Raw genomic sequence first — 21,573 nt, forward strand, 5'->3', positions numbered from 1 at the left:
AAGCGAGGTTTCGGCATGAGCGAGCGTAGCGAGTTCATCATCGAGAGGTGCGCGCCGAGCGAGTGCGAGGCCGGGCGAAGCGAGGTTTCGGCATGAGCGAGCGTAGCGAGTTCATCATCGAGAGGTGCGCGCCGAGCGAGTGCGAGGCCGGGCGAAGCGAGGTTTCGGCATGAGCTGGCATCAGGGGCTGCTGGTCAGTTTCGACCTGGAGACCACGGGCACCGACGTCGAGCAGGACCGCATCGTCACCGCGGCGCTGCTCCGGCTGGAGGGGGACGGCCGGCCGGCCGCGACGCTGACCTGGCTGCTCGATCCGGGGGTGCCGATTCCCGACGAGGCGGCGGCCATTCACGGCATTTCCACCGCATATGTCCGGGAGCACGGGCGTCCGCCCGCGACCGCGATAGAGGAAATCACCGAGGCGCTGGCCGAAGCCCTGCGCGCGGAGATCCCCCTGGTGGTGATGAACGCGCGCTATGACCTCTCGCTCCTGGACCGCGAATGCCGCCGCCACGGCCTGCGGACCCTGACCGAACGCCTCGGCCACGACCCCGCACCGGTCATCGACCCCCTCGTCCTGGACAAGCACGTGGACCGCTACCGCAAGGGGAAGCGTGCCCTCCAGGCCCTCTGCGGCCATTACGGCGTCCGGCTGGACGGGGCACACGAAGCGGGCGCCGACGCGGCGGCCGCGGCCGGGGTCGCCCGGCGCATCGGGGAGAAGTACCCGGCCGTCGCCGTCCCGTCACCCCGCGCGCTGCACACCCTCCAGGAGCAGGCCGCCGCCGAACAAGCCGCCTCGTTCCAGGCGTATTTGCGGCGCTCCGGTGACCCACGGGCGATAGTCGAGCCGGCCTGGCCGCTGATCCCGTACCAGGCCGGGGCCTGAGCGACAGCGATCCGACCGGGCCGTGCGGGCCCGGCGAGTCAGGCCGACCCGCTCAGAAGGGATACCACCGCACCGTCGCGTCCTTCTCGCGCAGTGAGGCGATCCGGCGCCGGAACTCCCTGAGCGCGGCCGGGTTTCCGGGCGCGTGCTGGGACACCCAGGCGCAGCTCGCCGTCTCCCGGGACCCGCGCAGCACGGCGCAGCCCTCCCAGTCCCGTACGTCCCAGCCGTAGACGGACACAAAGGTGTCGTACGTGTCCGAGGGCAGGCCGTAGCGGTCGCGGCTCAGCGCCATCACGACCAGATCATGTTCCCGCAGATCGGAGGAGAAGGTTTCGAGGTCGACCAGCACCGGTCCGCCGGGCCCGATGTGCACGTTGCGGGCCAGCGCGTCACCGTGGATGGGGCCGCGCGGAAGATGGGGTTCCAGCGCCGTGGCGGCCGCCGCGAAGGCGTCCCGCCGTCCGCGCAGATACTCCGCGTCCGGTGCCGACACGGCGTCGCCGGCCAGCCGCAGCCAGCGCTCGACGCCACCGAGCAGTTCGCGCCGGGGGAGGGCGAACGGCGGTTCCGGCAGCGCGTGCACGAGCTTCAGCAGCGCGGCGAGATCGTCCGGACCAGCAGGGCGGACGGCCTCCGGGAGCCGCTGCCAGTAGGTCACGGGATGCCCGTCGGCCAGCGTCGCCACGGGCTCCGCGGCCCGTACGGCCGGCACGCCCTCGGCTTCCAGCCACTGCGCCACCCCCAGCTCCCGCTCGGCCCGCTCCAGGAGTTCGGCGCTGCGGCCCACCCGTACGACCGGTCCGTTGTCGCCGAGGGCGAAGACGGCGTTCTCGCCGAGCGAGAGCAGCACGGCATCGGCCGCCGCCCCGGGGTGCCCGGCCGCGGCCAGCACGTCCCGGGCGCGCGCCTCCGTGAAGGCGGCGGGGCTCGGTTCGGTCATCGGGGTGCCTCCTGCGGTGCCGGTACGCGACCAGTGTCGCAGGTCGGGCCCCGGCCCAGGACGGCCTGCCGGGGAATGCGATGGCCTTCATCGCATTCTTTCTCAGCCCGCCGAACATGGTCCGGCTCGCCCTGGGGGACTGGCTGCTGCCGACGGGTCAGGAAGCGCTCAAGGACCCGGCGCTGTGGTCCGACAGATATGACGGGGCGACGGGCACCGCGCCGGCGGGCTCGCTGCATTCCGCCCCGGCCCGGTCCGTCCGTGGATATCCGGAATGGAAGGACAAGATTTCCACTCCGGGCCTCCAGGAGTACTACGGCGGCGCCATCGGTCTGGATGCCCTGCGCAAGCGGCTCGTCGAGGACGGCAATCTGGTTCTGGCCCGCTCTCAGCGCTGAAGCGCGCGGTGTCGTACGGGGTGGCCACCAGGCCTCGTCGGAGTCCGCCGTTCCATGCGCCGTTCCATGCGTTTCCGAGCGCACCGGCAGACCCCAACTGGGCATTTTTTATTGGGTGTTGAACACGCTCCGGCACATTCCAGCGACCGAGCGTGTGGTGCTGCGTGTGCCCCTCCACCGGCCCCCGTTCACTGCCGCATCACCTTCTATTGCCTGCACGTAAACGGAGTTGAGCCCCTGCGGTTCAACTCCGGGACCGCTTTGACCACTTCTGAAACATTTCCTATTTCATGGGGCTTGTTGCATATCTCACACGCCCCGGCTCGCCTTGAATTGAACTCATCAATCAGACAGGGTTTCGAGCCAGCCCGACGTAGATCTTCCGGTCTGCGCGGGCTATTGCGCAACGCTTTCCCCCCACACCACGAACGAGGAGAATCCTCGCAATGGCTCACAAGCGTTCCAGCAACAAGCGGCTCATCACGGCGATATCCGCCGCTGTTGCCGCCACTGGTATCGCCGCCGTCACCGCGGTCACCGCGGGTGCCTCCCCGGCCGCTGAAGGCAAGATCTACGGAGCCCAGGCCAAGGGCGCCGTGAACGGCAGCTACATCGTCCTGATGAAGAAGTCGATCCGTACCGCGCAGAGCGGCGACCTTGCCGCCAAGTACGGCGGCAAGGTGAAGCGGAACTACTCCTCCGCCATCGACGGCTTCTCGGCGTCCGGCCTGAGCGCCGACGAGGCCAAGCAGCTCGCGGCCGACCCGGCCGTCGACAAGGTCGTCCAGAACAAGAAGTTCCACATCGACGCCGCCCAGGCCAACCCGCCGTCGTGGGGCCTGGACCGCATCGACCAGGCGGACACCAAGGGCGACAAGAAGTACAACTACCCCGACAGCGCGGGCGAGGGCGTCACCGCCTACGTCATCGACACCGGTGTCCACATCAAGCACAAGGACTTCGGCGGCCGGGCGTCATACGGCTTCAACGCCGTCGACGGCAGCGACAAGGCCGAGGACGACAACGGCCACGGCACGCACGTCGCCGGCACCATCGGCGGTACCGAGCACGGCGTCGCCAAGAAGGCCAAGATCGTCGGCGTGAAGGTCCTGGACGGTCAGGGCTCCGGCACCACCGAGCAGGTCGTCGCGGGCATCGACTGGGTCACCAAGAACCACAAGGGCCCCTCGGTCGCCAACATGTCGCTCGGCGGCGGCGTGGACGAGGCCCTCGACGCGGCCGTGAAGAAGGCCATCGACGCCGGTGTCACCTTCGCCGTCGCGGCGGGCAACGAGGCCGCCGACGCGGGCAAGGGCTCCCCGTCGCGGGTCAAGGAAGCCATCACCGTGGCCTCCAGCACCAAGGACGACGAGCAGTCCGACTTCTCCAACTTCGGCAAGGTCGTGGACCTTTACGCCCCCGGCTCCGACATCACCTCGGACTGGAACACCGGCGACGACGCCACCAAGACCATCTCCGGTACGTCCATGGCGACGCCGCATGTCGCCGGTGCCGCCGCGGTCTACCTGTCCGGTCACAAGGACGCCAAGCCGGCCGAGGTGTCGAAGGCCCTGACCGACGGTGCCACGCCCGACAAGATCACGAACCCGAGCGAGGGTACGCCCAACAAGCTGCTGAAGGTTGTCGAGTAACCACCTCACTTCCTCAGCTCCACTCGCCGGCCGCCGCGCTCGCCCCCACGGGGCGCGGCGGCCGGCGTCGTTGCGTGTGCCGCGACTCGCCTCGGCCGGGAGGCTCCGCCGGCCGTTCGCGGCCAAGGGGGCGGAACATCCGCGTAGACACTGTCTACGCGATGCGGTAGACAGTGTCCATGAGTGATCAAGAGGCGGGCCTGCGCGCCCGCTTGGTGCAGGCCGGTATCGACCTGCTGACCGAAGAGGGCGTACAGGCACTGTCGTTGCGGGAGATCGCCCGCCGGGCCGGGGTCTCCCACGGGGCGCCGCGGCGGTACTTCCCGACCCATCTGTCCCTGCTGTCCGCCATCGCCCGCCAGGGATTCGACGACCTGGGCGACGCGGTCGCGGAGCACCTCGACGACCAGTCGGCAAACCCCCGCGCCCAGCTGCTGTCCCTGGGGCGCGGCTACCTCGACTTCGCGCTGACCCACCGCGGGATGTACGAGCTGATGTTCCGTCACGACCTGCTGGAGAGCAATCAGCTCGGCCTGCGGGACACCAGCCTGCCGCTCTTCCGGGTGCTCGTCGCTCTCGTCGCCCGGGCGCAGCCGCGCTCCGAGGTGCCACCGCCGGTTGTCGCGGGCGCTCTCTGGAGCAATCTGCACGGCATTGCCCAGTTGTGGAGGTGGGGCAGCCTGCAACTGGCCACGGGCGCCGATGAGGTCGAGCCGTTGCTCCGGGCCGCGCTCGACGCCCACCTCGGGCCGGAGGGCCGATGACCGCCGGACGCCGACGACGCCTCGTCCTCACCGGCAGTGTCACCGGAGCGGTGATCGTCGCCCTGGACGGCACCGTGCTGACCGTGGCGCAGCCGGCTCTCCAGCGGGATCTGCACGCCTCGTTCGGGCAGGTCCAGTGGACCAGTACCGGCTACCTCATCGCCGTGGCGAGCCTGCTGGTCTTCGCCGGCCGGCTCGGTGACCGATACGGCCACCAGCGGATCTTCGCCCTCGGAATCCTGGGCTTCGGCGCCACCTCGGCGGGGATCGGCCTGGCATCCGGTGCCGGCTGGGTGATCGGACTCCGAGTGGCCCAGGGTGTCTTCGGCGCGCTGCTGCAACCGGCCACCCTGGGGATGCTCCGCGCCGCCTATCCGCCCGACCGGCTCGGCATGCCGCTCGCCCTGCGCACCAGCGGCATCGGGCTGGCGGCCGCCGCCGGTCCGGTCCTCGGCGGTGCGCTGGTCGCCCAGTGGGGGTGGCGATCCGTCTTCTTCCTCAATGTGCTGCCCGCCTGTCTGATGGGCGTACTGGCGTGGGTCGTCCGGGTTCCGGTGTCCGGTTCCGGCTCCGAGGCCGATCCGGGGGAGACTTCCGTTGTCACGTCGGGGGCCACGGGAACCTCCGCAGTGACGGCCGGGGCCACAGGAGCCTCCGCGGTGTCGGCCGGGGCCACTGGGGCGTCCGGCCTCCGCGCCGCTACCGGACTCGACCTGCCGGGTGCTTGTCTGCTCGCGTCGGCGCTGGTGTGTCTCGTGCACACCCTCGTCGCCTTCCCGGATACCGGCTGGACCCCGGCCACCGTCTTGGGCGGCGTGGCGGCAGCGGTCGTCGGCGGCGCCTTCATCCGCCACGAACGCCGCACCGCGAGCCCCCTGATACCGGCCTCCGTGGTCGGCTCGCCCACCATCGCCGCCGCCCTCGCGGTGCTCCTCTCCGCATCGGCGGCCCTGTTCGGCACGCTGTTCATCGGTACGTACTTCCTGCAGGACGTGCTGGTGATGGACCCGTTGGAGTGCGGTCTGCGGGTGCTGCCCCTGGCCGTCCTGATGGTGCTGAGCGCTCCGGCCTCGGCCGTACTGCAGCGCCGGTACGGGCCCCGCCTGACGACCATGACGGCGATGGCCCTGCTCACTCTCGGCGTTCTCACGCTGTCCCAACTCGACCGCACATCCGCCGCGTTGCCCATCAGCGGGGGATTCCTCCTGCTGGGTGCCGGCTTCGGTACGGTCATGGTCACGGCGACCGCGGTCATCGTGCGCCATGCGCCCACGGACCACGCCGGAGTGGCGGGCGGCCTCCAGCAGACGGCCATGAACATCGGCCCGACACTGGGCGTCGCCCTGGCCACCATGCTCATGACCCTCACGACACCCGCGGTTCCCACCACGACCGGCGACCACCCCTCCGGCGGACCGCACTGGACCGGCGACGCCTTCCTCACCGCGATGGGCCCCACTCTCCTGACCCTCGCGGCCGTCGCGGCGCTGGGCGCACTGGCGGCGGCCGGACTCCCTGGCCGCGCGGCCGTGAGCGGCCCCGCGGGGGCGGGGACCGGCGGGCGCGACCGGCAGGCCGCGGAGGTGTGACCGCTCAAGTCGGTGTGTGTGCGGGCTGTTTGGCTTCGCGGCGGAGGCCGGTCGTCTGCCGCCGGCCGCTGGTCGCCATTCGTTGGTGGCCGGTGACCGGTCGCCCCGCCGCCGGTGGCTGTGGGGCGTGACGCGGCCTCCGGTTGGGGCTAATCGTCCTGGCCGGAGCGGTCTTCCGGGCGCGCCAGGGGAGTGCCGGCCCAGCCGCGTTCCAGCAGGGTGAACAGGTCACGGACGGCCGTCGCCGGGTCATCGCTCGTACGGGCCAGGCTGGGGATCTCCAGGGCGAAGCGGGCCAGGCCGACGACGGCCAGGTCGTCCGGGGCCGGCCCGGTGGCCTCGGCGAGAGCAGTGGCCAGCGCCTTCTCGTGGCGCAACCACATGCGCCGCGCGTAATCGCTGAGCGCGGGGGTGGAATCGACGAGGACGAAGAGCGGGTCGTCGGTCTGCAGGGCGGTACGCGTACGCACCAAGTGGTCGCGCAGCGCGTGCAGGACGGACTGACCGGGCGCCCGGTCGCGAATGGCTGCCACCAGTGCGCTCTCGATGTCCGCGTCGAGGTCGAAGACGAGCGCTTCCTTGCTGGGGAAGTGCTTGAAGAGCGTGCTCAGCGAGACGTCGGCCGCCTCCGCCACCTCCCGGACGCCGACGTTGTCGAAGCCCCGCTCGGTGAACAGCCGCAGGGCGGCATCCGCCAGAGCCTGCCTGGTCTGGGCTTTCTTGCGCTCGCGGCGCCCGGTCGTCGTCTCGGCCATGCCTTCACTGTATCCCCTTGGCGGGATTCGATCGCAAAGTCAATCGGATCAAAAGTCGAATCAGTTGTACTTTTGGAGCTGCTGTGTTTCTGTGAGTGAGTAACGGCCTGCGTGCCTGAACTCGGCCTGCCGGTAGCGGCGTTGGCCCATCAGAAGAAACAGAGCGGCACCACCCTGCCCCGTTCCTGCCTCGATCCACCGACCTGATCCACCGACCCGAATCCACAGAACGGAGAGTGGCTCCCATGTCCACCACCCCTCGCATCGCGATCACCGGCGCCGGCCCCGGCGGCCTGGTCTGCGCGCGCGTGCTGCAGCAGCACGGCCTCCCGGTCACGGTCTTCGAGCGGGAGGCCGGCCCCAACTCCCGTGCGCAAGGCGGAAGTCTCGACATCCATGAAGACACCGGCCAGGTCGCCCTGCGCGCGGCCGGGCTGTTCGACCGGTTCCTCGCGCTCTCCCGGCCCGAAGGCCAGCAGTGGCGCATGTACGACCGGCACGCGACCCTGGTACGCCATGACCGGGCCGACGAGGGTGATATGAGCAGGCCCGAGATCGACCGCGGCCGGCTACGCACCCTCCTGCTCGACTCCCTCGCGCCCGGCACGGTCCGCTGGGGCCACCCCGTGGAGGCCGTCACCCCGCTGCCCGGCGGCGGCGTCCGGCTGCACCACCGCGACCACGCCGACGAGGACTTCGACCTGGTCGTCGGTGCCGACGGCGCCTGGTCCCGGGTGCGCCCCGCGCTCTCCGACGCCCAGCCCCACTACACCGGCATCACGATGGTGGAGGTCCACTTCGACGACGTCGACCGCCGCCACCCGGGCATTGCCGAACTGGTCGGCGCCGGCACCATGTCGGCCAAGGCGGGCGGCCGCAGCCTGGTGCTCCAGCGCAACAGCAACGGGCACGTCCGCGGCTACATCATGTTCCGCGGCCCCGAGGACTGGCACGCCGGACTCGACCTCGCCGACACCGCATCCGTACGCGCCCGCCTCCTCGACCGCTACCGGGGCTGGGACGAAAGCCTGCTGGACATCCTGCGCGAAAACGAGGGCGAGTTCCTCAACCGGCCGATGTTCGTCCTCCCGGTGCCCCACTCCTGGCAGCGCGTCCCCGGTATCACCCTGCTCGGTGACGCCGCCCACCTGATGCCGCCCGCCGGTGTCGGCGCCAACCTCGCCCTGCTCGACGGCGCCGAACTCGCGCAGGCCGTCAGCAGTCACTCCACCCTCGACGAGGCCCTCGACGCCTACGAGAGCGTCATGCTGCCCCGCGCCCACGACAACGCGAAGGCCACCCAGCAGATGCTCGCCACCCTCATGCCCGACACCGACTCCGACGACGCCCGTTTCCCCGACTCCCTCTGGCCGGACCACACCCGCCCTGACTCGGACCCCGCATCCGGCAACTGACGTCCCGGTGACGCGATCTCCCGCCCCCAACCGGCCCGCATATCAGCCTCGTTGGGTGGGTTATCCACAGGAGGAGTCCTCCGGAAACGCGCCGGGCGCATCCTCCCCTACCGTCGGCGACATGCACGGAGGACTGCCGTTCATCGGCATCAGCACCATCGTCTACGGCGTGATCGGACTGCTCACCGTCATGGTCAGCGCGATCCGCACAACCGGGGGAGACCGACTTGCACACCATCACCGTCATCGTGCCCGCACACAACGAGGAGGAGGGGCTGCCGGCCACGCTGGAGTCCCTCGCATCCCAAACGGTCCCGCCTGACCGGATCCTGGTCGTGGACGACGCGTCGACCGATCGCACGGGGGAGGTGGCGGCGGCCCATGGAGTGAGCGTGCTCCGCCCGCCCCGCAACCTCGGCAGCAAGGCCAAGGCGCAGAACTACGCTCTTCCGCAGTGCACCACCGACCTCGTTCTGGCCGTCGACGCGGACACCGTCCTCGCACCGGACTACATCGAGACCGTCCTGCCCGTCTTCGACGACCCCGGCGTCACGGTCGCCGCGGGCACGGTCCGCACCCGCCACACCCGCACCCTCTGGGAGCGCGGCCGATCCACCGAGTATCTCTTCGGCTTCCACTGGCACCGCCCCATCCAGGCGCGTGCCAACAGCCCCATGGTGTGCTCGGGTTGCTGCTCGGTCTTCCGCCGTGACGACCTGATGGCCTTCGGTGGCTTCCCCGAGCGCACCATCGTGGAAGACATGGACTACACGTGGTCCCAGCAGATCGCGGGCAGACGCGCGGTCTATGTCTCCGACGCCGTCGCCCTGGCCGCCGACCCGGAAGACCTCACCTACCTCCGCAAACAGGTCTGGCGCTGGATGGCCGGCTTCTGTCAGAACGTCCGTCTCCATCTCGGGCAACTCATCCTGCGCAAACCGCTATTGGCGCTCTGGGTCCTCCTCGCCCTGCTGGAGATCCTCACCGCACCCCTGTGGTGGGCGACGCCCTTCCTGGTCGCGACGACCACCGACGCCTCACCCGCCCTCGCCGTCACCTGGTGGGCCGGCGCCGAACTCCTGCTCACACTGCCACCGCTCCTCTACGCCGCCCACCGCCGCAAACTCCCCCTGCCAGCCGTCCTGTTCAACATCCCCTGCGTCTATGCCACCAAGGCCGTCAACCTCATCTACGCCTGGAAGGCCCTCATCGTGGAACTGCTGCTGGTGCCGCTTCACCTGGCGCGTGGACTCACGGTCTATGAGAAGGGGCGGGCCGACGTCCGCCCGGTAAAGGGGGCGCTCACCGGGGCGGGGTGAGGGGCGCAGCCTCGCCGGCCGGGCGCGCGGGGTGCTCAGGCCGGTGACGGGGGGCGGGACGCGGTCAGATGGGTGGCGAGTGCGGTGAGCTGCTGGACCAGGGGCTCGGGACCGGACCGGGTCATGGCGGTGAGTTCGATGGTCGCCGTCCCGTGGCTGAAGGGCCGGAATCTGACGGCCGGACGGACCACGGCGGCCGCCGCCGGCACGACCGTGACCCCGAGGCCGCACTCGACCATGGCGATCTGTGAGGTCACCGACCGCGCCCAGTGGGCCGGGATGGGGCTGAAGCCGGCGGTCCGGCACATCGCGGCCATGGCGTCGTGATAATCGGGCGCGATGCGGCGGTGCAGCCACACCCAGGTGTCGCCCGCGAGGTCCGCGAGGTCGAGCGGAACGTCGGTGCCGGCCGCGGGGTGACGGGCGGGCAGGGCCGCGACGAACCGGTCGACGAAGAGCGAGGCCGCCTTGGTGCCGCGCACGGGGGCGGTCTGGCGCACGATCGCCCAGTCAAGGGTGCGGTCGAGGAGACCGGCGGCGGCCTCATGGGTGTCGATCTCCTGAGTGCGGATCTCGATGTCGGGCGCGGCGGCGTGGAAACGTTCGAGTACGAACGGCAGCGGCCAGGAGAACGCCGAGGCCACCGCACCCAGGCGCAACCGCCCGCCACGGCCGGTCGCGGCGTGCCGGACCGCGGTCTCGGCGTCCTCGGCCTGGCGGATCAGCGCCCGGCACTGATCCAGGAAGGCAACACCGGCCGGGCTGAGGGCGACCGACCGCTGAGTGCGGTACAGCAGCTCGCAGCCGAGTTGGCGCTCGAGCTGTTTGATCGCCTGGGACAGCGGCGGCTGGGACATCTGGAGCCGTTCCGCCGCCCTGCCGAAGTGCAGTTCCTCGGCGACGGCCACGAAATAACGCGCCTGCCGCGTCTCAATCATGATTCGTAGCGCCTCTTACTGAGATAGGGGATCAAACCTTCAGAAAATTGCCGCGTGCTGATGCAGTGGGAGGACATGGGCCGCCGGCCCAACGGCCCGCCGGGTCCGCTCACTTCACCCGTCCCCGCACCTTTCCGAGGGAGTTGCGACGTGCCCACTCACGTGCCCTTGTTCCTGGTCACCACCTGGCTGCTGGCCATGCTCCCGGGAGCCGGTCAGGCGCTGATGATCCGGCAGGCGCTGGACGGCGGGCCCCGTCGGGCACGGCTCACCATCGCCGGGAACGCCTCGGGTCTGCTGCTCTGGTCCATCGCCGCCGCCGTGGGGCTGTCCGCGGTGCTCCTGGCCGATCCCCGGGCGTACGAGGTGGTGCGTATCGCGGGCGGGATGGTGCTGATACTGCTCGGGATCAACACCCTCCGGACGGTCCGCAAGGCTCCGGGGCCGTCCGCGGACGGGGCGGCCACCGGTGGCTGGGCCCCCTATCTCGCCGGGCTGGGCACGGCGCTGGGCAATCCGAAGGCGGGCGTGTTCGCCATCTCCGTACTGCCCCAGTTCGTGACGACCCGAGGCCCGGTCCTGCTGTCCAGCGTGCTGATGGGAGTGGTGTGGGTACTGGTCAACACCTGCTGGTATCTGCTGCTCACCTGGGCCGTCGTGCGGGGGCGGGCGCTGGTGTCCCGGCCGGCCGTACGACAGCGGCTGAGCGTCGTCACCGGCCTCGTGCTGCTGGCATTGGGGGTGGCGGTGGCGAGTGGGCTCTGAAGGAGGGCGGCACGGCGGCGGCACGAGCACGCACCTGCACTCAGCCGTTCCGCGGCATGCTGCCTTCCACCCGCGGCGGACGGTTCGCCGCCACCGTCGTCGGGACGTCCTCGGGCTGCTGGGGAAGGTGCCGCATCCGGGAGACGGCCCAGGCGGCGGACAGTCCGAGCAGGGTCAAAAACGACCAGGGCAGCCAGGCCATGTGATGCTGTTTTCCCAGGTCGGCGAGGTACCCGATGAAGAAGTTGCCGCCCGCCGCCGACAGTCCGGCGGCCATGGAGAACATTCCGATGTAGGTGCCGGTCATACCGGGCGGCGCATAGGAGACCGCTACTTCCTGGGAGAGCGATATCGCGATGGTGTGGCCGAAGGCCAGGATCGCGGTCGCCGAGAGCACCGGAAGTGCCGCCAGGAGCATGCCGGGCACCGAGTCCAGGGAGAAGCCGCCAGCGAGTGCCCGCCCTCCTTGCAGCACGCCGGAGAAGGCCGTGGGCAGAAAGGCCAGCCCACAGAGCGCCACTCCCAGCGCGATGGAACGGCCCCGCCCCAGCCGCCGGGGGACCCGGGTCGCCAGGGGAACGCTGCCGACCATGCCGATCACCGCCATGACGGCGAAGACGAGGCCGACCGAGCCGGCACTGCCGGTCACCCGTGTGATCTCCATCGGCAGCAGCAGATACAGCTGGTTGTAGGCCACGAAGAGCACGGACACCGCGACGACGAACACCAGGAACGGCCGGTCCGTCAGCAGATACCGCCAGTCGCCGAACACCGACTGACCGCTCTTCTCCCGCGGCTGCGCGGGCAGCATGAACGCCTGGGCGAACGTCAGCACGGCGAAGACGGCGGCGGAGACCGCCGCCACCACCTGGAAGTCCCATAACAGGAGCACGCTGCCCAGCAGCGGGCCGAACAGCGCGCCGGTGTTTCCCGCCATGTTGAACAGCGCGTAGGCCGCCAGCTTGTTCTCGCCGGCCGCGCGGGTGAGATAGGTCCGGGTGGCGGGCGTGAAGACGGCACCGGAGATACCGGTCACCACCGCTGCCGTCATGATGCCGAGCAGCGAGTCGAACACCGCGAACATGACGAAGGCGACCGAGCGCAGTGCGCAGCCGGTGAGGATCAGCCACCGGCAGCCCAACCGGTCCGCCGCGGTCCCGCCGAACAGCGTCATCCCCTGCTGGCTCAGCGTGCGCACGCCGAGGACCAGTCCCACCATGGCGGCGGTGAGTCCCAGGTCACCGCTCAAGTAGGCGGAGAGATTCGGCAGGATCATGTAGAAGCCCAGCATCACGCCGAACTGATTGACCATCAAAAGACGCACCACGGCCGAAGAGGCCCGCCAGGTGGCTACCGTACCCATGTGTCGTTCTCCGTCTTCTGCACAGGGCGGTACACGCGTGCGGCCTTCCCCTGGTGCGAGCTCTGCTGCCGGCCCTGCGGCCGGAATCCTGATCAGTCCGCTCCCGGCGCCCGTGAACACCGGCCGCCGGCTTCTGCTGTGGGCTTCTTCCGTCAGTCGGCGCATTCCTTCACGACGGCGCGGGCAGCCGCCAGAAAGGCATCGTTCTCCGCCGGGGTGCCGGCACAGACCCGCAGCCGGCCCGGTACTCCGCTGTCCCGGACGAGCACACCGTGGGCGAGCAGGGCCTCCCAGGCCCGGTGGCTGTCCTCGAACCGCCCGAACTGGACGAAGTTCGCATCCGAGTCGGTGATGTCGTAGCCCATCTCCCGCAACTCGGTGACGAGGCGGGCGCGTTCGCTCTTGAGCTGCTCGACGTAGGTCAGCAGGACCTCGGCGTGCTCCAGCACCGTGAGGGCGATGGCCTGGGTGACGGACGACAGGTGGTAGGGGAGCCGGACCAGCCGGACGGCGTCCACCACGGCGGGAGCGGCGGCCAGATAGCCGAGCCGCAGACCCGCCGCCCCGAAGGCCTTGGACATCGTCCGGGTGACCACCAGATGCGGCCGGCCCTCCACCAGCGGCACCAACGGCGGGCGGCCCGAGAACTCCCCGTAGGCCTCGTCCACGATGACCAGGCACGGCTTCACCGCCTGTGCGGCTTCGTACAGGGCGAGGACGGTCTGCTCGGCGACGGCGGTGCCGGTCGGGTTGTTCGGGGAGGTGAGGAAGACGATGTCGGGGCGGTGTTCCGCGAGCGCCGCCCGCGCGGCCGGCACGTCGATGGCGAAGTGCGCATCGCGCGGGACGGAAATCCAGCCGGTCCCGGTGCCACGGGCGATCAACGGATGCACGGAGTACGACGGTTCGAAGCCGAGCGCGGTGCGTCCGGGGCCGCCGAACGCTTGCAGCAACTGCTGGATGACCTCGTTGGAGCCGTTGGCGGGCCAGATGTGGGTCTTGTCCACGGCGAGCCCCGTGGTGCGGCCGAGGTAGGCGGCGAGCGCTGCGCGCAGTTCCCCCGCGTCGCGGTCCGGGTAGCGGTTGAGGCCGCGGACCGTCTCCCGCACCCGCTCGGCGATCCGCTCGGCCAGCCACTCGGGCAGGGCGTAGGGACTCTCATTGACATTCAGCCGCACCGGAGCGTCGAGCTCAGGCGCTCCGTACGGCGTCATGCCGCGCAGTTCGTCCCGGACGGGCAGTTCGTCGATTCGGGTCATGCCTTCGGCGCTTTCCGGTTGAGGAGTCAGGGGGAAGGGAGCGGGCTGCGGGTCGCACGGAACTCCGCGAAAACGCTGCTGGGGCAGGCAGGGCCGCCGATCCGGCAAGGGCCGGCAGCCACCCGGGGGACGGTGGTCTGCCGGCCGACAGGGCGGTGATGCCGCCTCCGGACCGAAAGGGGCGGCGTCACCCGGGCCGAGACTTCGGCCCGGCCGGCCTGTCCTACACGGTGACCTCGTGGGCGAAGTAGCCGGTTGACGCCTTGCCGCCGTCCTTGAGGTGCGCCCCTTCCTGGATCTGGTAGAGGGAGTTGAATTCGGCGGCCGCGATCGGGAGCGGCCAGGCACCGCCCTCGCAGCGCGCGGCCTTCGCCGGCTTGCCCCGCAGCAGCTTCGCGTTGGGCTCGTTGTGTGCGGCGTGCGGGCCGTAGTAGATGGGGAAGGCGTCGGCGGCGCGGTAGGCGGGGATGAACACCCGGCGGTACCTGTCGGAGAGGTTCTTCTCCGAGGAATGCGCCACGAGCGGGTGCAGGAAGACCACCGAGCCGGCGGGCCCCTCACAGTCGACGACGGTGGACTCGTCCACACCGACGTCCGTCAGCGAAGTGATCTTGCCGCCGAAGTACCCGTCCACCTCATGGCTGAGGAGCCCCTGACGGTGGGAGCCCGCCGCCACCCGCAGGCAGGCGTTCTCGCGCGTCGCATCGTCGAGGTAAATCAGTGTGGCCAGCAGATCCTGGTTGGTGTGCGGGTAGTAGGCGAAGTCCTGGTGCCAGTCGACGACACTGCCGACCTGCGGCGGCTTGACGTTCAGCTTCGAGTACTGGAGGACGACGTCGTCGCCGATCAGCTGTGCCACGGCATCGATCAGCCGGGAGTCCTCCGCAATGTCCACGAAGACCTTGTCCCGGGCCGTGGGAGCCCAGATACGGCGCGCCTTGGAGCTGTCCTCCGGTTCCGCTTCCGCCAGGTCGGCGAGGCTGGGGGAGGAGAGCAGGTTATCGACGATACCGCGGGCCTTTTCGATGACGTGGTCATCGAAGATGCCTTGTACGACGCAGAACCCGTTCTCTCGGAAGGATTCGATCTGAGCCTTGGTGAGGACGTTTCCCATTACTGCCCATCTCTTCCAGATATCTCGGCCGCGCGGCCGAACGTGAATCATTCCTCAACGAACCTTCGTACGGATTCTGGCACCCTGATCTCAGCGGTCACAAGGGTCATCTGCCGGTATTGGGGGGCACTTTCACATTTCCGCCTGCCCCCGTTCTGCCGGTAGTTCTGCCGCCCCGGATGCCCGCATCGGCGGTAATCTCGAATAATGCAGCCTCCCGGCGGAACATTGCGCGGGAGACCCCAGAGGGCGGAGCTGCAAACCGGAATAATTCTTCCCGCTGTGACACGGGTGTGTCATCGATCTCGCCTTGTTGGCCGCGATCTCTGATTTCTGAGGTGTGAGATGCCGATCTTGCCGCATGAGACCGTAAGCAACGCAGATCTGAACGCGGTCGAGATTCTCGACTGCACACTCAGGGACGGCAGTTACTCCGTGGACTTTCAATTCACGGAAGAGACCATCAAGAGCGTTCTGGCCGGCCTTGAGAAGTCGGGGATACGCCTCATCGAACTGGGCCACGGACTGGGGCTCAACGCCGCCGAGGCCCTGTCCAAGCCGACCCTGGTCTCCGACAAGCGGTGTTTCGACCTCGCGGCCGGCACCCTGGAGACCGCGGCCTGGGGCATGTTCTGCATCCCCGGCATCGCCGCGCTGGACCACCTCGGCCAGGCCGCCTCGGCAGGAATGCACTTCGTCCGCGTCGGCGTGGACATCACCGACGTGACGCCCGCGGAGAGCTTCATCAAGCTCGCCAAGGAGCTGGGCCTCACGGTCTTCGCCAATCTGATGAAGACCAACCTGCTCGGCCCGGACGGTGTCGTCGAGGCGGCCCAGCAGTGTGTGAAGTACGGGGCCGACGGGGTCTATCTGGTCGACTCGGTGGGCGGCTATCTGCCGTCCGAGGTCGGCGAACTGTTCCACCACGTCGGCAACCGGGTCGATGCCCCTCTGGGCTTCCACGGCCACGACAACCTGGGGCTGGCCAACGCGAACGCCCTCGCTGCGGCGAGCGGCGGGGCGAAGTACATCGACACCACCCTGGACGGCATCGGCCGGGGCGCGGGGAACGCCGTCACCGAGGCGTTCGCCACGATCCTGTGGGCGCAAGGCGCCGGAGCCGCCTACGACTACCGCGCCCTGGGCCGGCTGAGCGAGGACGCGGTGCGGCCCCTCTCCCGGCTGCACGACGACCGGACGTACCAGCTCGTCGGCGGCCTGAGCCAGACGCACTCCAGCTTCTTCCCGCTGATCAGCCGGTGTGCCGAGGCACAGGACGTCGATGTCTTCGAGCTGATGGCAGCGGTGGCGGAGGTCGAACGGGCCCGGCCGACCGAGGAGTTGGTCATGAAGACGGCCGCGACCCTCGGCGCCGAGTAGGACGGCCCCGCGCCGCCCCCTCCGGGCGGTACGCGGGCTCGGGCGCGGCCCGGGGCGGTCAGCGGGCACCCGGCCCGCGCGACCGCCCCGGGCCGCGCCCGTGTTACCGCCCGGCCGTAAGGAACACGGCCGGGCGGCACGGGAACTACAGCGCCGGCACAAGTCCGCCGTCACAGCGCACCGCGCTTCCCGTCACATAAGAGGCGGACGCACTGCACAGGAACGCGGCCACCGCCGCGAACTCCGCGGGCCCGCCGTACCGGTTCATCGGAATCCGCTCCGCCGATTCCTGGTGCACGGCGGCGACGTCCCGCCCCGACCGGGTCGCGCGGGCGGCGTCGAGCTGCCGTACCCGGTCGGTGGAGATACGGCCGGGCAGCAGCATGTTGACCGTGACCCCGTCCGCCGCGACGTCCGTCGCCAGCATCTTGAGATAGGCGGCGAGCGCGGTGCGCCCGATGCCGGAGAGTGCGAGGTCACCGATGGGGGCGGCGACGGCGCTCGACCCGATCGCGAGGATGCGCCCCCACCGCTGCGCGCGCATGTGCCCGAGCACCTGCGACACCAGACGGTGATGGACGGTCACCAGGGAGTCGACGCACGGCCCGAGCTCCTCCGGGAGGATCTCGGTGACCCGGGCCGCCCGGGGGCCCGGCCCGTTGAGGACGAGAATGTCCACGGGCCCGAAGGCGGACCGCGCCGCGGACAGCACGGCCTCGGGGCCGTCGGGTGCCAGCAGATCCACGCCCACCCCGAGGGCCCGGGGCAGGCCGGCGGCCACGCTCTCGGCCGTTTCCTTGCGCCGGCCGCACACCACCACCCGCGCGCCCTCGGCCGCCAGCGCCTCGGCCGTCGCTCTGCCCAGGCCCGACGTCGAGGCGCACACGACGGCGGTCTTCCCTTCGATGCCGAGATCCACTGATTCAGCCTCCTCCGGACTGGGGGTGACCGGCCGGCGGGCGCCGGCCGGGAACGAACCGTTACCGGCGGGCGGCCGACGCGTGCCGGGCCTGGTTGCGCAGATTGCCGACCCCTTCGACCAGCGCCTCCACCACGTCGCCGTCCTGGATGACCCCCGCGCCCGGGGTGCCCGTGGCGATGACCGAACCCGCCTCCAGCACCATGCCTCCGGAGAAGTACGCGACCTGCCAATACGGGTCGCACATCATGGCGGACACCTGGTTCGTCGCGATCGTCTCCCCGTTGACCACGGTCGATATGCGAATCGCGGAGAGATCGGGGATCTCGTCGGGCGTCACCACCCAGGGGCCGAGGCTGCAAAAGGTGTCGAATGCCTTGGACCACGGGATGTAGCGGGGGTTGATCCGGATGGCGTCCTCAGCGGTCATGTCGAGCAGCGTGGTGAATCCGAAGATCACCGACTTCGCCTCGGCCGCCGGGACGTCCTTGCAGGTCGCGCCGATGACGACCCCCAGCTCGGCCTCCGCCGTGACACGCTCCGACTGGTGCGGCAGCACGATGTCGTCGCCGTATCCGATGACGGTGGAAGCGGGTCTCATATAGGACCCGGGCACCCCGTCCGGCTGGGTGACCTCGAGGTCGTCCGCATGCCGGGTGTAATTCAGCCCCACGCCCCACAGCTTCGGAGGGTTCCGGTAGAGAGGGGCGAAGTCGAGGTCCGTGCCGGGAATCGCGGTCGCGAGTACGGCCGGATCCGCCATCGCGGCCGCCAGCCCGTCCCGCTGATCGTGGACGACGATGTCATGGAGCGTGGGGCCGTATTCCGTTCCCCGCACCTTGTTGAGCGTGCTCACCAGCACGATGCCGTCATCCGCCGCGATTCCGACGTCTTCCCCGTCGGCGGTCCGCAGAGTACAGAGTCGCACGATGTTTCCTCATTCCTCTTCATGTAACGGGCGTTCATACCAGGCATGCCAATAAACGGTGTGCGGGTTCAGGGAGTTGATTCCGGCTTGCTTGTGCGGGCATTCGTCGGTGTCGGTGGCGCGGCCCGGTCGACGGACCGGGGACGCGAGCTCCGAGGGCAGCCGGTCAGGCCGCCTCCACCTCCTGGCCGTTCTGAAGGAAACGCACAATGTTCAAAGACTCAAAAAACGTCTGGTCCGCGCAGTCCGTCCGGCGGAGCAGACCATGCATCAGAAGGGTGTACATCTCGCCGGCGGATTCGCTGACATCGATCCCGGCCGACTCGGCCGCCTCCCCCATCGTCCAATATCCGCGACGCCGCGCCATCACATCCAGCAAAGCCCGCTGGCGCGGTGTCAGTTCCTTGAGGGCTTCCCGTACGGACTGGAAGAGGCCTGGCTCGCCCCATTCCCAGCCCTCGGGAAGCCGGGTCACCATCAGGGGATCGGCCGCCAGTTGCTCGGCGAGCTGCCACGGTGAATAGATGAGGCTCCATCGCGCGGCGAGTTCCAGGGCCATCGGCAGTCCGTCCAGCGCGCTACAGATCTGGCCGACCGCGGTGACGTTCGAGCCGTTCAGCCGGAAGGCGTGGCGCGTCTGCTGTACATAGGTGAGGAAGACCTGCACCGAGGCGTTCCGCTCCCAATGGGCCTCCCGCGGGTGCGGGTCGGCGTGCGGTACGGGCAGCGGTGCCAACGGGAACACCGACGTGGCGGCCGCCCCCAGGGCGCTTCGCGCCGTCATCAGCACCCGCAGCCGTGGACACTCCCGGTGCAGCAGCGGGACCAGGCCCGTCAGCTCTCCCGGCCGCCGTACGCCGTCCAGTACGAGCAGGGTGTCGCGGTCGCCGATCAGTTCACCGACCTGCCGCACCCCGTCGTGATCGGCGTGGACCAGCTCACGTATCCGCGCGGAGACGGCTGCCGCGGCGCTCTCCTGTCTGAGCCACCCCCGCGGTTCGTCGGCCATCGCGACCCACAGGACGGAGGCGCCCTCCCGCTGGTACAGCGCCCGCGCCAGCTCCTGCGCCAGACGGGTCTTGCCGACGCCCTCGATCCCCGTGAGGGTGATCAGACGGCGGTGCTCCACGCCGAAGAGCTTCAGCAGAGTGGCCAGTTCGTCGTCCCGCCCGAGAATCGGGCCGTTGGCCGCCGGAGGGCCCAGTGGCTCCGGGCCGGCGGGCGCGGCGCGGTCGGTATCGGGTACGCCGCGGGGAATGAGTTCCTTGAGTGTGTCCCACTCACTCGCACTCAGATCCAGTGCCTTGCGGAGCAGCTGAAAAGTGTCCTTGCGGGGTTGTTTCACCCGGCCGTTCTCGATGTCGCGTATGGCCCGCACACTGAGCGTACTGAAGTCTGCGAGTTGCTTCTGCGACAGCCGGGCCGCTAATCGGAGAGCGCGTATTCGTGACCCTAATTCCGCTGTGTCGCGGCTGTCGCCCAACGCCTCCTGAATCAAACCTTCCCCCTTGTCGTATCAGGTGTGCCGCCCTGCGTCGTCGTGATGCGTGGCCGGCGGAGCACGGAGCCGTGGGGTGCGTCGGGCCGTAAGAAGGGACAGTGACCGAGCACTGACATATCAGGAAACACAGCGTCTCCGAGCCCATTATCTGGATCCCACGGAACAGAGCGGACAACATCTTAGGGTGTCGTATCTCCCGCCTTCGGAGGTGTGAACGGGCTGCCGCGCACACCGGTCCGCCCACGGAACGCCACCGAATTCCCCGGTGCCGGGCCCCGGTGACTCCGGGGCCGGGTGCACGACGACGCGGAGTCAGGTGTCACGCGAGTCGGTGGCCGGCTCGATCACCAGCTCCACCGTCCGGCGCACCCAGGCCATGAGGTCGAGGAGCGCCGGACGGTCGGGCGCCGCCAGGGAGATGAACAGCGGGATGGTCTTGGTGCTGTCGGTGACCGGGACGACATCACCGGGTGCGTAGACCGAGGCCACGCTGTCCACACCGGGCTTGCGGAGCAGCTCCTCCATACCGCGGATCTCGGTGAGCACCCCCGCCGGGCCCTCGTTCCGGATCACGCTGCTCCCGATGAGCGCGTCGAAGCGCGGCGGGGTCTCGAGGCAGGCGGGGCGATTGCCCAGGTAGCAGTCCAGGGTCTGCTCGAACGGGTCGAGATCGCTGTGCGCGAGCCACTGCTCCGTCAACGGGCCACCGGGAAGCCGGGCGCCCATCTCGATGAGGTACACCCCGTCGGCGGCGACCTTCACCTCGGTGTGGCTGGGGCCCAGGCGGACACCGAGCGCGGTCAGCACCTCGCCGACGAAGTCCGCCGCGCGCTGCCGGTCGGGGTCGTCCTCGGCGAGCTGCATCAGCTCCCAGTAGGGGAACGCGTAGTCGCTGTCGTCGGGCTGCCGGTACTCCCAGACGTCGATGACCTGGTGCTCACCGTCATGGCTGAAACAGTTCACCGCGAGTTCACGGCCCCGGACGTACTGCTCGACGAGCCACTCCTCGACCTCCCGCCCGAAGTGGTCGCGTCGCGCGAGGCCGGAGATGTCGGCCGCCTCCTCGGCCGAGTTCAGCAGCCGCGCCCCGTGCGAGCCGCCCCCGGTGGTGTGCTTGGCGATGGCCGGGAACCCGATGCCGGCCGCGGCCGGTGCGATCCCGGCCGGGTCCTCGACGAGCGCGAACCGGGGGATGCGCACACCGGCGTCGAGCGCCGCCGCCCGCATCGCAGCCTTGTTGCGGCGCGCGGGCGAGAGCGCGAGGTCGTTCCCCGTCAGGCCGAGCTTGTCCGCCAGGACGTCGGCGAGGTGGACCGCGGACTCCGAGGCGGCCACCACCGCCACCAGCTCCACCCCTAGACTCTCGACCCCGTGCAGGATCTGGCCGGCGTCATCCGCGTAGAACCCGGCGTCATCGCCGTCCGCGTGGTCGGGCCAGCGGCTCTCGACATGCTGCCGCGGCATCGTGTAGACCGAGACGACGGCGAGGCCGCGGCGGCGTGTGACGGATTTGAAGTGGGCACCGTTGCGCACCGGGTCCAGCAGTAAAACAGCCCGGGTGCCCTTCAGTGACGTGGTCATGGCTGATCTCCTCTTCCGTTCTGTCGGGTGACGGGCCGGCCCACGGGGCACTGCGGCCGACGGGGCATGGCGGTTCGTCGTGGACCGCGATGTGCCGTCGC

18 protein-coding genes and 1 pseudogene are annotated in these 21,573 nt (G+C 69.8%); 9 read left to right on the forward strand and 10 right to left on the reverse strand.

What is annotated here, in order from left to right; all coding sequences use genetic code 11:
* Positions 1 to 169 precede the first annotated feature (169 nt).
* Positions 170 to 889: an exonuclease domain-containing protein gene (locus tag ACFW5B_RS08765; RefSeq protein WP_386435373.1), complete on the forward strand. Its 720-nt coding sequence runs from the start codon at positions 170 to 172 to the stop codon at positions 887 to 889.
* Positions 890 to 941: 52 nt separating this feature from the next.
* Here ACFW5B_RS08765 and ACFW5B_RS08770 read toward each other — a convergent pair whose 3' ends face one another.
* Positions 942 to 1,832 carry an aminoglycoside phosphotransferase family protein gene (locus ACFW5B_RS08770; protein ID WP_386435376.1) on the reverse strand — a complete coding sequence of 297 codons (891 nt, stop codon included), beginning with the start codon at positions 1,830 to 1,832 and terminating at the stop codon, positions 942 to 944.
* A 77-nt stretch (positions 1,833 to 1,909) separates the two neighbouring features.
* On the opposite strand from ACFW5B_RS08770, the pseudogene ACFW5B_RS08775 reads away from it, so the two are divergent.
* From ACFW5B_RS08775 to ACFW5B_RS08790, 4 genes and pseudogenes are all read left to right on the forward strand, one after another.
* Positions 1,910 to 2,230 (forward strand): annotated as a pseudogene (locus ACFW5B_RS08775) (sugar ABC transporter substrate-binding protein); the annotation flags it as partial.
* A 446-nt stretch (positions 2,231 to 2,676) separates the two neighbouring features.
* On the forward strand, positions 2,677 to 3,882 hold the full coding sequence (locus ACFW5B_RS08780; RefSeq protein WP_386435378.1) for a S8 family peptidase: 1,206 nt from the start codon (positions 2,677 to 2,679) through the stop codon (positions 3,880 to 3,882).
* 179 nt (positions 3,883 to 4,061) lie between these two features.
* Positions 4,062 to 4,646, forward strand: a complete 585-nt coding sequence (locus ACFW5B_RS08785) for a TetR/AcrR family transcriptional regulator (protein ID WP_386435381.1) — start codon at positions 4,062 to 4,064, stop codon at positions 4,644 to 4,646.
* Positions 4,643 to 6,235 (forward strand): MFS transporter, encoded by a 1,593-nt coding sequence (locus ACFW5B_RS08790; RefSeq protein ID WP_386435384.1) that lies wholly within the window; start codon positions 4,643 to 4,645, stop codon positions 6,233 to 6,235. The genes ACFW5B_RS08785 and ACFW5B_RS08790 overlap by 4 nt, the downstream gene beginning before the upstream one ends.
* Positions 6,236 to 6,384: 149 nt before the next feature.
* On the opposite strand, the gene ACFW5B_RS08795 is transcribed toward ACFW5B_RS08790, so the two are convergent.
* The gene (locus ACFW5B_RS08795; protein WP_386435386.1) at positions 6,385 to 6,990 is read right to left on the reverse strand and encodes a TetR/AcrR family transcriptional regulator; all 606 of its coding nucleotides are present in this window, start codon (positions 6,988 to 6,990) and stop codon (positions 6,385 to 6,387) included.
* 245 nt (positions 6,991 to 7,235) lie between these two features.
* On the opposite strand from ACFW5B_RS08795, the gene ACFW5B_RS08800 reads away from it, so the two are divergent.
* Both ACFW5B_RS08800 and ACFW5B_RS08805 read left to right on the forward strand, forming a co-directional pair.
* A complete protein-coding gene (locus ACFW5B_RS08800; protein WP_386435389.1) occupies positions 7,236 to 8,405 on the forward strand; it encodes an FAD-dependent oxidoreductase in 1,170 nt (389 codons plus the stop codon).
* 227 nt (positions 8,406 to 8,632) lie between these two features.
* On the forward strand, positions 8,633 to 9,724 hold the full coding sequence (locus ACFW5B_RS08805) for a glycosyltransferase family 2 protein (protein ID WP_386435392.1): 1,092 nt from the start codon (positions 8,633 to 8,635) through the stop codon (positions 9,722 to 9,724).
* A gap of 35 nt (positions 9,725 to 9,759) precedes the next feature.
* On the opposite strand, the gene ACFW5B_RS08810 is transcribed toward ACFW5B_RS08805, so the two are convergent.
* The gene (locus tag ACFW5B_RS08810) at positions 9,760 to 10,662 is read right to left on the reverse strand and encodes a LysR family transcriptional regulator (RefSeq protein WP_386435395.1); all 903 of its coding nucleotides are present in this window, start codon (positions 10,660 to 10,662) and stop codon (positions 9,760 to 9,762) included.
* Positions 10,663 to 10,812: 150 nt separating this feature from the next.
* Here ACFW5B_RS08810 and ACFW5B_RS08815 point away from each other — a divergent pair, with 150 nt between their 5' ends.
* Complete coding sequence (locus ACFW5B_RS08815; RefSeq protein ID WP_386435398.1) at positions 10,813 to 11,427, forward strand: LysE family translocator; 615 nt, start codon at positions 10,813 to 10,815, stop codon at positions 11,425 to 11,427.
* A gap of 40 nt (positions 11,428 to 11,467) precedes the next feature.
* Here the strand turns inward: ACFW5B_RS08815 and ACFW5B_RS08820 are convergent, their stop codons facing one another.
* From ACFW5B_RS08820 to ACFW5B_RS08830, 3 genes are all read right to left on the reverse strand, one after another.
* On the reverse strand, positions 11,468 to 12,790 hold the full coding sequence (locus ACFW5B_RS08820) for an MFS transporter (protein WP_386435401.1): 1,323 nt from the start codon (positions 12,788 to 12,790) through the stop codon (positions 11,468 to 11,470).
* 152 nt (positions 12,791 to 12,942) lie between these two features.
* Positions 12,943 to 14,049: a histidinol-phosphate transaminase gene (locus ACFW5B_RS08825; protein ID WP_386435403.1), complete on the reverse strand. Its 1,107-nt coding sequence runs from the start codon at positions 14,047 to 14,049 to the stop codon at positions 12,943 to 12,945.
* A 223-nt stretch (positions 14,050 to 14,272) separates the two neighbouring features.
* Complete coding sequence (locus ACFW5B_RS08830; RefSeq protein ID WP_386435406.1) at positions 14,273 to 15,163, reverse strand: phytanoyl-CoA dioxygenase family protein; 891 nt, start codon at positions 15,161 to 15,163, stop codon at positions 14,273 to 14,275.
* A gap of 345 nt (positions 15,164 to 15,508) precedes the next feature.
* Between ACFW5B_RS08830 and ACFW5B_RS08835 the strand changes: the two genes are divergently transcribed.
* Positions 15,509 to 16,543 carry a hypothetical protein gene (locus ACFW5B_RS08835; RefSeq protein ID WP_386435408.1) on the forward strand — a complete coding sequence of 345 codons (1,035 nt, stop codon included), beginning with the start codon at positions 15,509 to 15,511 and terminating at the stop codon, positions 16,541 to 16,543.
* A gap of 145 nt (positions 16,544 to 16,688) precedes the next feature.
* Here ACFW5B_RS08835 and ACFW5B_RS08840 read toward each other — a convergent pair whose 3' ends face one another.
* The 4 genes from ACFW5B_RS08840 to ACFW5B_RS08855 form a co-directional block, all read right to left on the reverse strand.
* Entirely contained in the window at positions 16,689 to 17,462 is a 774-nt protein-coding gene (locus ACFW5B_RS08840; protein ID WP_386435411.1) for an SDR family oxidoreductase, read from the reverse strand.
* Positions 17,463 to 17,523: 61 nt separating this feature from the next.
* On the reverse strand, positions 17,524 to 18,390 hold the full coding sequence (locus tag ACFW5B_RS08845) for a fumarylacetoacetate hydrolase family protein (RefSeq protein ID WP_386435414.1): 867 nt from the start codon (positions 18,388 to 18,390) through the stop codon (positions 17,524 to 17,526).
* 166 nt (positions 18,391 to 18,556) lie between these two features.
* Positions 18,557 to 19,888: a helix-turn-helix domain-containing protein gene (locus ACFW5B_RS08850; protein WP_386435417.1), complete on the reverse strand. Its 1,332-nt coding sequence runs from the start codon at positions 19,886 to 19,888 to the stop codon at positions 18,557 to 18,559.
* Between the two features lie 315 nt (positions 19,889 to 20,203).
* A complete protein-coding gene (locus ACFW5B_RS08855; protein WP_386435419.1) occupies positions 20,204 to 21,472 on the reverse strand; it encodes an ATP-grasp domain-containing protein in 1,269 nt (422 codons plus the stop codon).
* Positions 21,473 to 21,573 lie beyond the last annotated feature (101 nt).

This window comes from Streptomyces sp. NPDC058773 (assembly GCF_042746015.1).
Lineage (GTDB): Bacteria > Actinomycetota > Actinomycetes > Streptomycetales > Streptomycetaceae > Streptomyces.

Coding starts and splice junctions, on each gene's coding strand:
- ACFW5B_RS08765 (WP_386435373.1), top strand. CDS start 170: ATGAGCTGGCATCAGGGGCTGCTGGTCAGTTTCGACCTGGAGACCACG.
- ACFW5B_RS08770 (WP_386435376.1), bottom strand. CDS start 1,832: ATGACCGAACCGAGCCCCGCCGCCTTCACGGAGGCGCGCGCCCGGGAC.
- ACFW5B_RS08780 (WP_386435378.1), top strand. CDS start 2,677: ATGGCTCACAAGCGTTCCAGCAACAAGCGGCTCATCACGGCGATATCC.
- ACFW5B_RS08785 (WP_386435381.1), top strand. CDS start 4,062: ATGAGTGATCAAGAGGCGGGCCTGCGCGCCCGCTTGGTGCAGGCCGGT.
- ACFW5B_RS08790 (WP_386435384.1), top strand. CDS start 4,643: ATGACCGCCGGACGCCGACGACGCCTCGTCCTCACCGGCAGTGTCACC.
- ACFW5B_RS08795 (WP_386435386.1), bottom strand. CDS start 6,990: ATGGCCGAGACGACGACCGGGCGCCGCGAGCGCAAGAAAGCCCAGACC.
- ACFW5B_RS08800 (WP_386435389.1), top strand. CDS start 7,236: ATGTCCACCACCCCTCGCATCGCGATCACCGGCGCCGGCCCCGGCGGC.
- ACFW5B_RS08810 (WP_386435395.1), bottom strand. CDS start 10,662: ATGATTGAGACGCGGCAGGCGCGTTATTTCGTGGCCGTCGCCGAGGAA.
- ACFW5B_RS08820 (WP_386435401.1), bottom strand. CDS start 12,790: ATGGGTACGGTAGCCACCTGGCGGGCCTCTTCGGCCGTGGTGCGTCTT.
- ACFW5B_RS08825 (WP_386435403.1), bottom strand. CDS start 14,049: ATGACCCGAATCGACGAACTGCCCGTCCGGGACGAACTGCGCGGCATG.
- ACFW5B_RS08830 (WP_386435406.1), bottom strand. CDS start 15,163: ATGGGAAACGTCCTCACCAAGGCTCAGATCGAATCCTTCCGAGAGAAC.
- ACFW5B_RS08835 (WP_386435408.1), top strand. CDS start 15,509: ATGCCGATCTTGCCGCATGAGACCGTAAGCAACGCAGATCTGAACGCG.
- ACFW5B_RS08855 (WP_386435419.1), bottom strand. CDS start 21,472: ATGACCACGTCACTGAAGGGCACCCGGGCTGTTTTACTGCTGGACCCG.